The sequence below is a fragment of the Parabacteroides sp. AD58 genome (assembly GCF_023744375.2).
Lineage (GTDB): Bacteria > Bacteroidota > Bacteroidia > Bacteroidales > Tannerellaceae > Parabacteroides > Parabacteroides absconsus.
In genome coordinates, this window is the sequence record NZ_CP146284.1 from 1,161,606 (window position 1) to 1,176,423 (window position 14,818).

The following is a 14,818-nucleotide window of genomic DNA, read 5'->3' on the forward strand; positions in this document are numbered from 1 at the left end:
TCTTTGCACAAAAATTAAATTATGCGTAATATCCACAAATATTTAGGGCTCTTTTTATTTCCAATCATTTTTCTACTTGTTTGTAGTGGGATTGTTCTAAATCATCGAAAACAGTTTAGTAAATTTGATGTACCACGCAGTATACTTCCAGATTCATATAAATATTCAAATTGGAATTATGGCTTCTTTAAAAATGGATTGCCTTTAGATTCTAACAGAATCTTGTTGTATGGAACAGAAGGTGTATGGATATCAAATCGTGATTCGGTTATATCAGAGTGTAACCAGGGAATTGATCCAAATGCAGATCAAAGAAAAATACATCGCATCATTCGCACATCCAATAATCAAATATTTGCTATTTCTTCATATCATTTATACCGATTTAAGATGGGTGAAATGCAATGGGCGAAAGTTGATTTGCCCGAATCTGAAGATTTATTTATTGACATTGAGTCAAAAGCAGATACTTTAGTTATATTGTCGCGTTCAAACTATTATGTGGGATTAGTGAATGATCAGCAACAAAAATTATCATTTACTGTTCATGATTTACATCCTACTACAAAATATGAAAGACAACATTCTCTTTTTAAATTTATATGGGATTTGCATTCTGGATCTTTATGGGGGATAACCGGAAGAATTGTTATTGATATTATCGGACTATTATTTCTTTTTATAAGTTTCTCAGGATTTATGATTTGGTTATACAAAAAAAAATCAAAAGAAATAAATCAAATAATAGAAGCCTAAAAGATGTACGGAAACGTTTTGCCTGGTATTATAAATACCACGACAAATGGGGATATTGGTTACTTATTCCATTTATAATAATTACAATTTCAGGAACATTCTTAAGACCTCCATTTCTGCTATTTGTTGCAAACTCATCAATAGCTCCTATACCAGGAACAAACATGGAATCAGAAAACAAATGGAAGGATCTGCTTAGGGCTATTAGATATGACAAGTATAACAATAGTTGGTTAATATATACTTCAGATGGAATGTATGAATTTAAAGACTTATGGACCTCAGAAAGAATATCAAGACTAAATACTCCACCCATAAGCGTCATGGGATTAAACGTAATGGAGCAAATCAATGAAGATGAATGGATTATAGGCTCCTTTAGTGGCCTGTATATATGGAATAAAACTTTTGAAACATATTATGATGCTTTAAACAACAATATAGAAGCTCAAAGTTATGGTTTACCTTTCTCTAATAATCAAGTATCAGGTCTTGTTTTCTACAACAATGAGCAAACAATACTATTTGATTATAATAATGGAGCTAGCACAATCGAATCTAAAAATGGTTTTATCAAAATGCCAGACAAATACAAAACAAGGCCAATGTCACTATGGAATCTGTCTTTAGAAATACATACTGGCAGAATTGTTACCTTTTTAGGAATCATGACATTACTAATACCATGCATATTAGGTATCACAATTATTATAATTCTTATAAGCGGTTGGAAAATAAGTAAATTAAAATGCTTTATTAGGAGTGCAACTTCTTATATAAAGAAAGTATATAAATAATTTTAAAGTTTATCATATAAATAGGGATATACGGAATTAAGTATTGTTTATGCTTTTTATAATAGACAATACTTGTTCCGTATAATGGATATAAAATTCAGTTATTTATTAACAACGATTTTCTATTAACAAACTTAAATGCAGGTAAAAGAAATAATACAGCAAACGTCCAAGCAATGGGGTCTCCAAAACAAATAGCCCAGAATTTGAATATGGGGACTGCAAAAACACTAACAAATGTCCTTGCCAGCATTTCTGATATTCCGGAAAACAAAGCCAGTCGAGTATAACCTACCCCTTGGATAGTATATCTGAATATAAATGAAACTCCCAATACAATAAAGAATATTGCAGAAATCCTTATGAACAAAGCTGCATTCTCAATAACATCAATCTCTGAGGAATCAATAAACAACAGAACCAATTCTTTTGAGAAACTCCAAACAATTATATTCAATATTAAAACATATACTATTACTATTTTTAAAGCTGATTTTATTCCTAACCATATTCTTTCAGGTTTTCCGGCACCATAGTTCTGTCCACTATAAGTAGCCATAGCTATACCAAGACTTTCAAGCAAACAGACAAAAAATATTTTAATTCTCATTGCGGAAGTATATGCAGCAATATAAACAGTTCCAAGAGAATTATTGGCACTTTGCAGCATAATCATCCCTATAGCTATTATTGAAACCTGCAGTCCCATAGGAATACCTATATACAATAACTGCCTTGCAATTCTTAAATCAAATTTTTTATCGTGTTTGGAACCCTTAAGTATATCATACTTTCTGTAAATGTATATATAACAAAGTAAGGCTGATATTCCTTGTGAAAGCACCGTTGCAATAGCTGCACCAGTTACACCCCAATCCAATAAGAGAATAGTCAATAAATCCAATAATATATTTATCAGAGTTGATAAAGCCAAAAACAAAAAAGGTGTTCTACTATCTCCAATAGCACGTAGAATACTTGAAAAAAGATTATAGAAGAAAGTAAATGGAATACCCAAAAATGTAATGAGCAAATATATATAAGCTTTATTCATTATCTTTTCAGGAGTTTTCATCCAACCCAATATATCCGAGCACAACAGGCTTGTTATTATGGCAATCATTATAGACATTACTGCTGAAATCTTCAGACTAATAAAAATATATCTACGCAATGTCAAATAATCATGTGCACCAAATTTCTGAGCCATAGGGATTCCAAAACCACAACAACAGCCTGTACAAAATCCCAATATAAGGGTTATCACAGAAGTACCTGCACCAACAGCCGCAAGAGAGTTTATACCTAAAAATTTACCAACTATTACTGCATCAACTATAGAGTATGTCTGCTGGAGAAGATTGCCCAACAAAAGAGGGACTGTAAAATTAATCAAAACAGTCAATGGAGATCCAGATGTCATATCTCTATTACTTGCTATTTTCAACATACCAGAATTTATATACTTAAAAATGACTACTAAATAAAAAATCCCCCAGACAGGGGATTCCTTCATTTAGATCTTACTACAATATAAAAACAGTATTCTCAAGCTATATCATAAAATCAGTTAGCTTTCAAATACATATCTTCTAAACATTGTATTCCTGATTGTGTTCTAAATATCTTATTTCTTACATTCTCAATCATTTCAGCAGAGAATCCATCCTCGAATATATTAACAAGAAAGTCTGCTTCAACAAGCAACTGATAATCTATTCCACTGATATTTGTATATGTGTGATGATGACCGACTAACCAACAAACCCGTTCTATCTGTTCACATGTATAATTACCTGTTTTTATCAAGAGTTTCTCCGCTTCTGCCGGACCTTCAAGTTCCTGGTGTTTTCCATCACAAACTCCATACTTCTGTTCACATATACGTATGCCAATATCATGAACAATTGCTGCTGTTTCAAGAATAAAAAGAGTTTCTTCGTCCAATTGTTCTTGTCTTCCAAGCAATGAAGCAAAATTATATACTTTGATAAAATGTTGTATTCGTTTAGCATCACCCCGATAGTATTCTATCATAGAGGAAATTAGCTGCAAATGTGTTGTATTCATAATTTCATTCTGTAAAAATAGGATTTACGTCATAATTAATCATCTTACCCATTCTCTCTCCAATTTCTCAAATTGAGGAAATAGAATATTATTTTCAATGAATATATGCTCAAATAAATCCTCTACAAACGTTTCCAGTTCAACCATCATCTGTTCATAATTTATACAAAGATTTTCATCCGGTACTCTAAAACCGTTTGTAATCTTTCTCAAATGCATATAGCGCATCCTTTCATTTTCATGCTCCATTGTCATTACTCTGATAGGATTTGAAATTGTTCCACAATGCATAGTCTCTATATATTCTTCATTATGTGAAGCATCGAACAATTCATACAAATATGGGAATAACACACTCTCTTCTTTCTGAAAATGCGATTCCAAGTCGTGCATTGACAACTTAACCTGATTAAACAATTCATTTAATTCAGGATATTCCATTCCATAATTGTCCTTCACATTCTCAATCATAGAAAGAAGATAAGCCCCTTTTTCCTTTGTATTCCTGTGATGATACTTTATAATATAATCTAAAAGCAAATCTAAAGGCCATAAATAAAATGGTGTTCCCTGATGTGATATATTTTCCAAATCGTGGAGGACTTCATCTATATTAGCGCTATTTTCTCCAGATAAATCTTCCAAACTCATATTTCCATTGCAATAGTCTATCCCATATCTGAAGAAAACAGACGCACTTGCAGAGTTTTCTAAGACAATATCCTTTACTTTCTTACATCTAAGTTCCATAAAATCAATATCTACTTTAAAATATTATGCAATAATCATTTTATATATCAAGATTTCACACTCTAGATAATTAATAACATCAAACAATATATCACCTATTATTTCTGTCTTGAGAGATATTCATTCTATATCTGAGATTTTCTTTCTGTAATTTAGTATAATTCTTGTAGAATGGAAAAACCGGCCCAAAACCTGTCCCGAAAGAAAATTTTGCTCCATAACTTATGGCCTTATGAATAAAATCTTCAGATTTATCTATTGCATCAATAATATTCCATCCTCTTGCTAAATAAGTAGCAATAGATGATGCGAACATATCACCCGTTCCATTCACATTCTTTGTTTTAATTATAGGTTTAATATATTCCCTAAAATCACCATTTTGTGGACAATAAAAATAATCTGCAAGTTTATCTTTATATGGCACAGATTTTATTATCACAGAATTACCCCAAATAGAAAGTTCCTTCAAGTCGTCTAGAATCCCATGTATATTCAATTTTCGCCCGAGTAGAATCTCTGCCTCTCGCATATTAGGTGTAATGATAGTGGCTAGTGGCATCAGTTTCTTTTTATAACAAAAAATAGCTTCATCTTCAAGAAGTTGATCACCCGAGGAACTAACCATAACAGGATCTACCACCAACGGTATACCAGCATAGTTTTTTATCGTCTCAGAGACTTTCAATACCAAATCTTTCGAATACAGCATTCCAGTCTTAATACAGTCGGCCTCGACATCCTCCATAAAAGACTGTATTTGAGACACTACCATATCAACAGGTATTAAACAAACATCCTTTACATGCTCTGTATCTTCATCAACAACACATGTGATAGCCCCTGCAGCGTATCCTCCACATGCAGATATTGCCTTGACATCTGCCTGTATCCCTGCAGAGCCAAGAGGTTCACTACCTGCTATAACAAAAACCCTGTAAGAGACCTTTCCTTCCTTAATCATTCTTACATCCTAATTTATCCAAACAACATACTAACTTATCAATGAAATAATCAACTTCCGACTTTGTAATACATAATGGAGGCAATATTCTCAGAATATTCCTACCAGAATATCCGGTAAAGATATGGTGATTGAACAGAAGCATCTCTCGGATCTTTGACACAGATATGGCAAACTCAACTCCTATCATTAGCCCACGTCCTCTAACATCAGTGATTAATGGCGATTCAATAGAACGCAGTTTGTGTATGAAATAATCTCCCACATTATTTGCATTTTCTATCAGGTTTTCAGTTTTCATGACCTGTATCACCGACAATGCAGCAGCACACCCAAGATGATTACCGCCAAATGTAGTTCCAAGCATTCCCTTACGAGGTTTGAAAACGTCACTTATCAGAACACCTGAAAATGGAAAGCCGTTGGCTATACCTTTGGCTACAGTAATGATATCCGGTTTAATGCCACTCCATTGATGAGCAAAGAACTTTCCTGTACGCCCGTAGCCAGACTGTATTTCATCCATAATTAGAATTGCGCCATATTGTATAGTCAGCTTACGCAATTCTTTAAGAAAATCATCCTCTGGAACTCTTATTCCACCAACCCCAGAAATACCTTCTATTATTACAGCACAAACATCTCCGCTACGCAATACACTTTCCACCTCAGCTATATCCATTCCTGAAAAATATACATTATCATTGCAATTAAGAGGAGCTGTGATCAAAGGATTGTCTGTTACCTCTACTGCTGCTGATGTACGACCATGAAAAGAGTTTCTGAATGCTATCACCTTTTTCTTTCCGGTATGGAACGAGGCTAGTTTAAGGGCATTCTCATTTGCCTCAGCTCCAGAATTTACAAAAAATGCACTATAATCAGAATACCCGGAGATTTCCCCCAATTCATATGCAAGCTTCTCCTGAAGTTTATTAACTACTGAGTTAGAGTAAAACATCAGATTCTGCATCTGCTCATACATACATTTTACAAGGTACGGATGAGAATGCCCTATTGATATTACAGCATGTCCACCATAAAAATCCAAATATGAATTACCGTTGTCATCGTAAACATAACAACCAGAACCCCTAACAATATTTATAGGGAATATAGAATAAACATCAAACAAATTCATAATCTAATATTTTACTACTCCATCCTTCCATACTTCATTTCATCGCCATTCTTATCGTATTGTTTACGCTTGCCTGTTGGAGGAGTCGACAAGGTTACTTTGACTACAGCTGTACGATGAAGGCTTCTTTTAACTGCTTCCTCAAAAGCGTCCATGTGTTTTGGCAGAAAGCGTTGGCTAATTAATCTCAATGCCAAAATCTTTTCTTCATTATCAGTAACAACCTCAGCTTTTCCAAATGCAATAGCCGAACGGTACTGAAGAGTGAAAGTTCCATCTTTAGGACCAACCGTAGGTTGGCATTTTGTAACAGCAGAAAGACATACTTCTGGATTTACTGCTATAGCATCAAGTTTATCACCTTCTGGAGCACAATGAAAATACCAAATATCATCACCATTACTGGCCAAAGATAATGGTACTCCATATGCAGTACCGTCCGGTCTTGTAAAACTAACCGTTATATATGGAGCTTTGCGCATTATTTCCAATGCCCAGTTGCTGTCCATTTCCCTACTTACTTTTCTCATAAAGTTCTAAATATGCTTAAATATTTGCCTAATATTACAGGTAAGAACAACCTCTGTTCTATTACCTAGGTATAAAATATTCTATAACTATACGACAAAATTACCTTAGATGAAAAAAATACGATGTAATAAAAATGACACCATTGATATTTATTAGAGAAAATACCTGATGAAATAATCAATCCAATACATTTTCATTCTTAACTGTATGTTTTATTCAGCGAATATTTCAAATCTAAACTTTTGAAAAGCATATAATATACATACATGAAACTTCATCTATGAATAAAACACTATGTTCACATAATCCTCAGTAATCTGATAATCAGATTGGATATTAGTCCGGATAAAGTTTCATAATGTCGGCAGAAAATACTAACTTTGTACATTTTCAAAAAGAATAAGATTATGGAGACAATTGAATTTAATGACTATTATAAAGATATATTATTCTCAATACCACTATTCCGTGATTTAAATACTATATTAAAAAAGAGACTCATTCAGGAACTTGATTTTAATTTATTCAAGATTCAAAATAATGAAATAATTGCAGAACAAGGAGAAGCCTGTTCCAGGCTATATATCTTATTAAAAGGAGAATTAGAGGTCAATATTATTGATGCAAATGGCAATGAGGTTCTAATCGAAAATATTGTGGCCCCACGTGCATTTGCAACTCCTCATTTGTTTAAAGAAGACAACAGATTCCCCGCAACATTTAAAACGATTGAAGAATCTATACTTCTGACAGCTACAAAGGATTCCACATTCCGTCTCATCAGTGAATGTCCTGATATTTTAAGAAGTTTTCTTTGTGTATCCGGAAAATGTAATATATGTACAACTGTACGTTTGGATGTTTTATCCAGAAAAACAATTAGAGAACGTATCCTAGTATATCTGTTTAAAAAGCAGGCTAAAGACTCTAATATCATTAAGATGCCTCATACTTTAACGCAGCTGGCTGAATATTTGAATGTTACAAGACCTGCATTATCAACTGAATTCAATAAAATGGAAAAGGAAGGATTAATAAAAAGAATACCTAATGGTAACATAGAATTAAACTTGGCTAAAATTAAAAGGCCCATATAATATCAAGATTAATTTCAATTATAATAGAAGACCTGACAAATAGCTCATTTACTTTTATTTCATGACTATTTGCCAGGTCTTCTATTTTCTACTTACAGTAAATTATATGTAATTTACTCAATTGAGCGTTCTGTTTAATATACATTTTATTATCGAAACTTGAATTCAGAATAATTACCACCAAAACTCATACAGGAATCGTCACTTACAAAAGATTTGTGGGTTTATATTCAGTGATATCCATCCCCAGTCTTGCCAGCTGTTATGGTTACCTCCTTTTACAATATCCATTGTTGAAGTCCCGAACATTACAGAATAGCCTAAAGACAAACTTACATCCTTCATTATCTTCCAGTCCAGCTGATAATCAATTTCAGATCCTAATGAACGTTCCAGATTTTCAAGTTTCACAGCTGTAGCAAAATAATGATAATTCATTCCCATCGATACTGAAGAAGACACCTTATAACCAACTCCAATCTGAGTATCGGAAAGCCCTGGGTTATAACCTCCAATAAAATCAGAAGCATAGAAATAATCCATTGCCCCATAAAACTTATGGTGTGTTCCATATAATGGGTTGAAAGCCTTATATGTTCCGTCAGACTTATCATTTCCACTCAAGTAATCAGTTCCAACATTTACAGACCAGCTTTTATTTATATTATATGAAGCACGTGCACTACCCATAAAAGCTGATACTGAACGTGATGATACATTCTTGCCGAACTGATAATAAAATGCACCGGATAAATTCCATTGGCCGGGAGCATATTTAATGTATGTTCCGAATGTCTGCATATATTGAGTGTCAGATTTTCTTGACTCAGCATCGCCTCCCTCCTGGCCAAGATTCATTGCCATAATTGAAAACTGTAAAGGGGTTGAAGCAAAATCATAATGATACCATAAAGTCTGCATATTCTTATACAGCTTTGTCTTGCTGCTATCATAGAATGTTCCTCCTATAACATTCTCGTCATTCTGATTAAATGCAAATATACCATGAAGCTGATGCCCATTTTTTCTATATCCAATTTTCAGAGCATCGTGATAACGTCCGGCTACATTCCAGTCCAACCCTCCGAGAATACGCTCATCGTCATACGAAAGAGCCTGTCTTCCCAACTGCATAAACCAATAATCATTAAATTCAAATGCAGCCCATGCTTCATTCAATATGAAACGGCCGTTCTTATCCACCAAGGCATCCTGTCCCCATACACCTACATGCTGAGCAGAGAATTTCAGAGAAAGGCGTTGACGTTCATATCCCAATGAAAGTCTGGCACGTTCATTTATAAAACCGGACGGCAAATCACTTTCATTACGCGGATACAATGCTCCATTACGGTATTCACCTCTTGTACGAATCTGGGCCGAAACAAAAAATTTGTCTTTTTCGTTATTTTCTTCCTGGGCATAAGAGATTGATACATTTCCTATAAATAAGAATGCTATCAACATAGATAAGTTTCTTCTTCTCATAAATCATAAGGTTTAATCAGTTCATATTATAAGTATGTATACTGCTACCTTGTGCAGACGGCAAATAATTTATTCCCCACCAGCACATCTGCAGAAACACAAACGATAACAGTAAAACATACAAGGATGCTTTCCGTTTATTATGCATTCCTATCCTCATATGTATATATGTGAGATATGAAAACCATGTAACTGCAGCCCATGTTTCTTTTGGGTCCCATGACCAGTAATGTCCCCATGCTTCCTTTGCCCATAATGCTCCGGTCAACATACCTAGAGTCATGAATGACAATCCGACATATACCAGGTTATCACACAAGGCCATTTCTTTGACATCGCCTTGATTTTTCTTTATCCATAAAAGATAAATTCCCATTATGGCCGAAGCCCCAAGCATAGCATAAGCAAACATGTATATAATGACATGAGGAGCAAACCATGGGCTTTGCAACGCAGGCATCAAAGCCTTATTGTGAATTTCAGGTTTAAGAATGTTTACACAAATGAATACTACAGACAGTATAGTACTGAATCCAAGTATCCATTTATACCTCCATCTCATATAGGTAATCAACCCAGCAAATGGCAGGAAAAAAGAATACCACAGACGGGTCTCTCCCATTGTGCGCAAAGGAGGTCTCTCCAATGAATACCACAACAAGACTATAAATGTTCCAAAGACAAGAAGTCCTATAAAAGTAAATGTACATGCTCGTATTTTGAATTCTTTAAAAGCATTCCATGAACCTATAATCCAGAACAATACAGACGCTATGGCAAAATATATAAACCAGTCCCAACTCATCATATTTCCCTATTTTCTAATTATTTTTCTTTTGGGCAGTGACAAACATACACACAGCACCAAACATCATCATTATAATTCCTACATAAACAGCCGGAAGCCAAGGATCTAAAACCAGTTCAAAAACACTTATATCACTCCAACGTCCTTTGCTTTCATCATAACTCAACTGATAAATCTTCCAGTTTTCTATATCTGCAGGTTTGTTTACTTCTATTGTTTTTTCCTGTTTTTTTCCGCTTTCTGTATATATAACTACATCTGAAGAGAAACGTCTGGGTTCTCTATCCGGCATTACCAGACTGCAAATACTATCAAGGCGAAGAGCCTGATATGGGAACAGAAAACTTCCACAGCTTACCCAACCACTTGCAGTTCGTTTCCCATCACAGGAAACAGCCTTCACGTTTACAGCATAAGTGGCTCCGGTACTTGGCCATTCAACATACCTTACAGTATCTTCTCCTGATACTGATGCAGCCATTTCTATTCTGTCCAATATTTCAAACTTCCACTCTGACAGCTTACCTGAATTTACCCCATCTTCCAGCAAAAGGTGTTCAGGTTTATCATATGGTAAAGCCTTTCCTGTAGAATTATCTATCAGCATCAGTTTCGGTGGGTATTCGTCTATACTGAAGTCCTTTAGTTCTATGGCTAACGGCAATTCATGTAAATTCCCGTTAATGTCTGTAGCACGCCATTCAGTCTGACCAATACGGGTATTCATAGTCAGCCTCTTCATGTCAGCACTTCCCAAAGTAGCTGAAACCAAAGCTATAAACAACCCTAAATGATTTAGCAGAAATGGTATTCTGGCAACACGAAATGAGAACAAATATTTTATAGAAACTAGCCCCACTATTGAAGTCATCCAAATATAAACCAGAATGAAAGGCCAAAAAGAAAGCATACTGTTAAATATGGAAAATCCGTCCGAAGAAACAGAAGACGGCATCTGTTTTATCATCCCCATAAGGAATGTCAGAAATACAACTGCTATCAATGATGGTACAGCTGCATTATACGACATTGTCCAACGAACAAAATATAGCTTTTTCCTTAAAATATAAAGCATTATCAAAACCACTACATACACTGTTAAAATACAGATATTAAGTGGCCAAGCAAAACTGCTCCAGTCAACAGCCCCCGTAAATAGATGCAAAATAAGACCTATGGCTATCAATCCGCCACAGGTCATTATTCCTTCTTTTACTCCCCAAGTATTCTTCCACATAAATATCAAATAATACGTCCGTTAGACTTTGCCTCTTTCAACCAACCTGGTACAGTCTTATTCATAAAACGCTCCTTTGCAGCTTTCTCTGCTGGAATATCCAATCCGATAAATTTCTGAGCCTTTTCCTTGGTTGAAATATCAGGCATAGGTACATTGTCCGTATATCCATGCTTTGCCAATATCCTGGAAATAGACAATCTCGCTTGTAAGGCTCTGTCAAGTCCATGCGAAAGGATTCTCTGTATTTCCTGAGGCGCATGAAATGCTGCTCCGTGTGATGCTACTCCAAAGTCCCATCTCCACTGTGCCTCGCGAAGAAGCTTTAGAACAGGCTTCATTTCATTATCCGTAGCTCCCTTGTCCCATGCAAATTTGGCTTCAATATGTGCAGAAGCCAGTTCTTCTTCCAGACGGTTTCTTATTTCATTAGCCTTACGCTGACGTTCATAAACATTATTACGCAAAGTTTCCTCACTTTCACGGTGGCAAACCTGACATGTACGGTCTATCATGGCAAGAGGGCTCTGGATATGATGGTCACTGAACTTCATACCACCTTCACTCTTATACGGCATGTGGCAGTCTGCACATGATACCCCACGCTGTCCATGAATTCCCATCTGGGATATTTCATAATCAGGATGTTGTGCCTTGATAATAGGAGCACGGCTTAAGGCATGTGTATAGTCAGAGAAATTGTTCTCATCATAATATTGTTCTATTGTTTCCACTGTCATACCCTTGTCCCAAGGAAATGTCAGATATTTTCCATCCCCTTTGAAGTAATATTCCACATGGCACTGCGCACAGACCAAAGAACGCATTTCCTGCGGTGTTGCCTTTGTTATATCTTTTCCCTGACGTGCAAATGCTTCAATCAAAGCCGGACGGCTTATATGAAGATCCATAGTCTCTGCATCGTGACAGTCTGAACATCCTATAGGATTTACAATCTCAGAGCCAAAAGCAGCCCACTTATTATTATAGAATGAATCAACACCTATTTCCTGCATCATACGTGGGACATCAGGACTCTTGCATGTCCAGCATGTAGAAGGCTGGGGACCGTCATTTTCGTTTTCCGGAGAACCAGTACGTAATGTTGCTCGTATATCCTCTATTGCATGCATATGTCCACGCGGTGTAGAATAGTCCTTTGAGAAAGCATAACCAGCCCAAAGAATGACCATTTCAGGACGTTGTTCTAGGACGTCAACCATTACGTTTCCATTAAATTCACTCTGAAAATCAGTATTGGCAGTTTCTGTCCAAGTCTGATATTCTCTCGGGAAATCACTCTGGAACTTCTCATTCTGAGGTACAATACCCTTCATAGGATTTTTTCTGTTATTAAATATGCTTACCACTTCTGCCCTGCGTTCAGACAATGCAGAAACAGCAAGTCCCAAACAAAAAACAACGGTCATTGAAACACCAAACAACAACCATCCATGCCAAGATTTAAAATTATTGTTCATATACTATAGTTTTATTTTATTATTTCTTCATTTTCTTAAGCCATTCCGGTACGGGTGATTCAGGTAGTGGAACTATCGCATTGGGAGTGGAAGAGAGACTGTTTTTACCTCCATGAGGTACCTCCCTATGGCAATCCCAACATGCTTTCCCTTTTCCAACTTCAGACATCATATAGTCTATACGTCCTGTTTCCACAAATTCAGTATTAAGTTGCTGGTGGCATCGTATACAGTTATTCATTATTACTTGTGAGCTTGCAGGATGTGCCTGTATGACCTGTGGTTCAGAACTTGTCAGAAAAGCTGCAACATGCTTCATTCCATCCATTCCCTTAAAAGTCCATTTCTTTACAAAGTTCTCATGAGGAACGTGACAATCATTACAAGTAGCATTTATTGAATGAGAACTGTGCATCCATGTAGCGTAATAAGGGGACATAATATGACAATTCACACAAGCTGAAGGTTCATCAGTAAGATAAGTATGCGCCCTCAACATATAAAGGAAAAATAATCCACCTCCTACTATAGTTCCAGCCATGATGGCTGTTATTATTTTCTGCCTTTTAGATAATATCATATATATACATTTTTTTGCAAAAAAAACATTTTATCGAAATAATCAGTGTAAGAAATATGACACTTGCATTATTTTTTAAGTTATCTATTCCATTAAAGATAAATTCCAATACTGCTTTATAATCGTATTTGTTCCTTTCTTAAGGAGAATTTTCTTTATGACTATCGCCTTGAAAATTCATCTGAAAAAATGTGGTAGTAAACTGATTAAAATTAAAATGAAGATTATAGGAATTAACTACAAGCAACATGATGCTAGCCGTATAATCAAAAGGAGGCTATCGTTATATAACACTATAATTTTAACCAATACATTTTACCGACCGCTATCTGCTCAATCCGCATCATCCGGTAACGGTATTCGTCATCGGAGCCGGAGGTACCGGCTCACAAGTGATAACCAATCTGGCAAGCATGAGTATGGCACTTCAAGCATTGGGCCATCCCGGACTGCATGTCACCGTATTCGATCCCGACACAGTAAGCCAGGCCAATATAGGACGCCAGCTTTTCAGCGAGACGGAACTGGGACTGAACAAGGCCGTATCACTTGTCACACGCATCAACCGTTTCTTCGGATACGCATGGACTGCAGAACCGCAATGTTTTCCTACCAGGAATTTTTCTGAAGACAGCACAGCAAATATCATCATTACCTGTACGGACAATATACGTTCACGTCTTACGCTTTGGAAGTTCCTGAAGAAAGTCCGCAAAGAAAACTTCAGTGACCATTCGGCTCCCATATATTGGATGGATTTCGGGAACAGCCAGACAAAAGGACAGGTCATCATCGGAACAGTACGTGAGAAAGTTCTCCAACCTTCTTCACAGGAATATATTCCTATGCCTAAAATGAATGTCATCACCGAGGAAGTGGACTATGCAAAAATCAAGGAAAAAGAATCAGGACCAAGCTGTTCTCTGGCGGAAGCCCTGGAAAAACAGGATTTGTTCATTAACTCTACACTGGCACATATCGGATGTGACATTTTATGGAGAATGTTCAAGGAAGGAAAGACACTGTATCGCGGTGCCTATGTCAATCTGGATACATTGAAAGTGACCTCAATCCCGGTATAATGCATAAGTGACCGTATCATCTTTCCATCAGAATAC

Annotated in this window: 15 protein-coding genes; 4 read left to right on the forward strand and 11 right to left on the reverse strand. The window is 35.9% G+C overall.

Annotated features, from left to right (window positions below):
• The first annotated feature begins 21 nt into the window (after positions 1-21).
• Positions 22-756, forward strand: coding sequence for a PepSY domain-containing protein (locus NEE14_RS04935; RefSeq protein WP_251966809.1), 735 nt, complete (start codon positions 22-24; stop codon positions 754-756).
• Positions 705-1,553, forward strand: a complete 849-nt coding sequence (locus NEE14_RS04940; RefSeq protein ID WP_251966810.1) for a hypothetical protein — start codon at positions 705-707, stop codon at positions 1,551-1,553. Before NEE14_RS04935 ends, NEE14_RS04940 begins: the two co-directional genes overlap by 52 nt.
• A gap of 97 nt (positions 1,554-1,650) precedes the next feature.
• On the opposite strand, the gene NEE14_RS04945 is transcribed toward NEE14_RS04940, so the two are convergent.
• From NEE14_RS04945 to NEE14_RS04970, 6 genes are all read right to left on the reverse strand, one after another.
• Positions 1,651-2,994, reverse strand: a complete 1,344-nt coding sequence (locus NEE14_RS04945; RefSeq protein WP_251966915.1) for an MATE family efflux transporter — start codon at positions 2,992-2,994, stop codon at positions 1,651-1,653.
• 125 nt (positions 2,995-3,119) lie between these two features.
• A complete protein-coding gene (locus tag NEE14_RS04950) occupies positions 3,120-3,623 on the reverse strand; it encodes an HD domain-containing protein (RefSeq protein ID WP_072530493.1) in 504 nt (167 codons plus the stop codon).
• 39 nt (positions 3,624-3,662) lie between these two features.
• Positions 3,663-4,373: a DUF542 domain-containing protein gene (locus NEE14_RS04955; RefSeq protein WP_022164058.1), complete on the reverse strand. Its 711-nt coding sequence runs from the start codon at positions 4,371-4,373 to the stop codon at positions 3,663-3,665.
• 91 nt (positions 4,374-4,464) lie between these two features.
• Positions 4,465-5,337, reverse strand: a complete 873-nt coding sequence (gene thiD / locus NEE14_RS04960; protein WP_251966811.1) for a bifunctional hydroxymethylpyrimidine kinase/phosphomethylpyrimidine kinase — start codon at positions 5,335-5,337, stop codon at positions 4,465-4,467.
• Positions 5,330-6,478 carry an aspartate aminotransferase family protein gene (locus NEE14_RS04965; RefSeq protein ID WP_072542228.1) on the reverse strand — a complete coding sequence of 383 codons (1,149 nt, stop codon included), beginning with the start codon at positions 6,476-6,478 and terminating at the stop codon, positions 5,330-5,332. Before NEE14_RS04965 ends, thiD begins: the two co-directional genes overlap by 8 nt.
• Positions 6,479-6,492: 14 nt before the next feature.
• Positions 6,493-7,008, reverse strand: a complete 516-nt coding sequence (locus NEE14_RS04970) for a pyridoxamine 5'-phosphate oxidase family protein (RefSeq protein ID WP_251966812.1) — start codon at positions 7,006-7,008, stop codon at positions 6,493-6,495.
• A 408-nt stretch (positions 7,009-7,416) separates the two neighbouring features.
• Between NEE14_RS04970 and NEE14_RS04975 the strand changes: the two genes are divergently transcribed.
• Positions 7,417-8,106: a Crp/Fnr family transcriptional regulator gene (locus NEE14_RS04975; protein WP_072532061.1), complete on the forward strand. Its 690-nt coding sequence runs from the start codon at positions 7,417-7,419 to the stop codon at positions 8,104-8,106.
• A 201-nt stretch (positions 8,107-8,307) separates the two neighbouring features.
• Here NEE14_RS04975 and NEE14_RS04980 read toward each other — a convergent pair whose 3' ends face one another.
• Genes NEE14_RS04980 through nrfH form a run of 5 tightly spaced genes read right to left on the reverse strand, consistent with a single transcriptional unit; the run spans position 8,308 to position 13,700 of the window.
• Positions 8,308-9,594 (reverse strand): alginate export family protein, encoded by a 1,287-nt coding sequence (locus tag NEE14_RS04980; protein WP_422394680.1) that lies wholly within the window; start codon positions 9,592-9,594, stop codon positions 8,308-8,310.
• A gap of 16 nt (positions 9,595-9,610) precedes the next feature.
• Complete coding sequence (locus tag NEE14_RS04985) at positions 9,611-10,399, reverse strand: cytochrome c biogenesis protein (RefSeq protein WP_072532060.1); 789 nt, start codon at positions 10,397-10,399, stop codon at positions 9,611-9,613.
• 16 nt (positions 10,400-10,415) lie between these two features.
• The gene (locus NEE14_RS04990; protein ID WP_072530485.1) at positions 10,416-11,639 is read right to left on the reverse strand and encodes a cytochrome c biogenesis protein ResB; all 1,224 of its coding nucleotides are present in this window, start codon (positions 11,637-11,639) and stop codon (positions 10,416-10,418) included.
• A gap of 5 nt (positions 11,640-11,644) precedes the next feature.
• Positions 11,645-13,120: an ammonia-forming cytochrome c nitrite reductase gene (gene nrfA / locus NEE14_RS04995; RefSeq protein WP_072530484.1), complete on the reverse strand. Its 1,476-nt coding sequence runs from the start codon at positions 13,118-13,120 to the stop codon at positions 11,645-11,647.
• Positions 13,121-13,139: 19 nt separating this feature from the next.
• The gene (gene nrfH, locus NEE14_RS05000) at positions 13,140-13,700 is read right to left on the reverse strand and encodes a cytochrome c nitrite reductase small subunit (RefSeq protein ID WP_072530483.1); all 561 of its coding nucleotides are present in this window, start codon (positions 13,698-13,700) and stop codon (positions 13,140-13,142) included.
• A 308-nt stretch (positions 13,701-14,008) separates the two neighbouring features.
• On the opposite strand from nrfH, the gene NEE14_RS05005 reads away from it, so the two are divergent.
• Complete coding sequence (locus NEE14_RS05005; protein WP_251966917.1) at positions 14,009-14,782, forward strand: PRTRC system ThiF family protein; 774 nt, start codon at positions 14,009-14,011, stop codon at positions 14,780-14,782.
• The last annotated feature ends 36 nt before the right edge of the window (positions 14,783-14,818 follow it).

Bases quoted from the DNA above. Each gene is read 5' to 3' on its own strand.
- NEE14_RS04935 (WP_251966809.1), top strand. From the start codon at position 22: ATGCGTAATATCCACAAATATTTAGGGCTCTTTTTATTTCCAATCATT.
- NEE14_RS04950 (WP_072530493.1), bottom strand. From the start codon at position 3,623: ATGAATACAACACATTTGCAGCTAATTTCCTCTATGATAGAATACTAT.
- NEE14_RS04955 (WP_022164058.1), bottom strand. From the start codon at position 4,373: ATGGAACTTAGATGTAAGAAAGTAAAGGATATTGTCTTAGAAAACTCT.
- thiD (WP_251966811.1), bottom strand. From the start codon at position 5,337: ATGATTAAGGAAGGAAAGGTCTCTTACAGGGTTTTTGTTATAGCAGGT.
- NEE14_RS04965 (WP_072542228.1), bottom strand. From the start codon at position 6,478: ATGAATTTGTTTGATGTTTATTCTATATTCCCTATAAATATTGTTAGG.
- NEE14_RS04970 (WP_251966812.1), bottom strand. From the start codon at position 7,008: ATGAGAAAAGTAAGTAGGGAAATGGACAGCAACTGGGCATTGGAAATA.
- NEE14_RS04975 (WP_072532061.1), top strand. From the start codon at position 7,417: ATGGAGACAATTGAATTTAATGACTATTATAAAGATATATTATTCTCA.
- NEE14_RS04980 (WP_422394680.1), bottom strand. From the start codon at position 9,594: ATGAGAAGAAGAAACTTATCTATGTTGATAGCATTCTTATTTATAGGA.
- NEE14_RS04985 (WP_072532060.1), bottom strand. From the start codon at position 10,399: ATGAGTTGGGACTGGTTTATATATTTTGCCATAGCGTCTGTATTGTTC.
- NEE14_RS04990 (WP_072530485.1), bottom strand. From the start codon at position 11,639: ATGTGGAAGAATACTTGGGGAGTAAAAGAAGGAATAATGACCTGTGGC.
- nrfA (WP_072530484.1), bottom strand. From the start codon at position 13,120: ATGAACAATAATTTTAAATCTTGGCATGGATGGTTGTTGTTTGGTGTT.
- nrfH (WP_072530483.1), bottom strand. From the start codon at position 13,700: ATGATATTATCTAAAAGGCAGAAAATAATAACAGCCATCATGGCTGGA.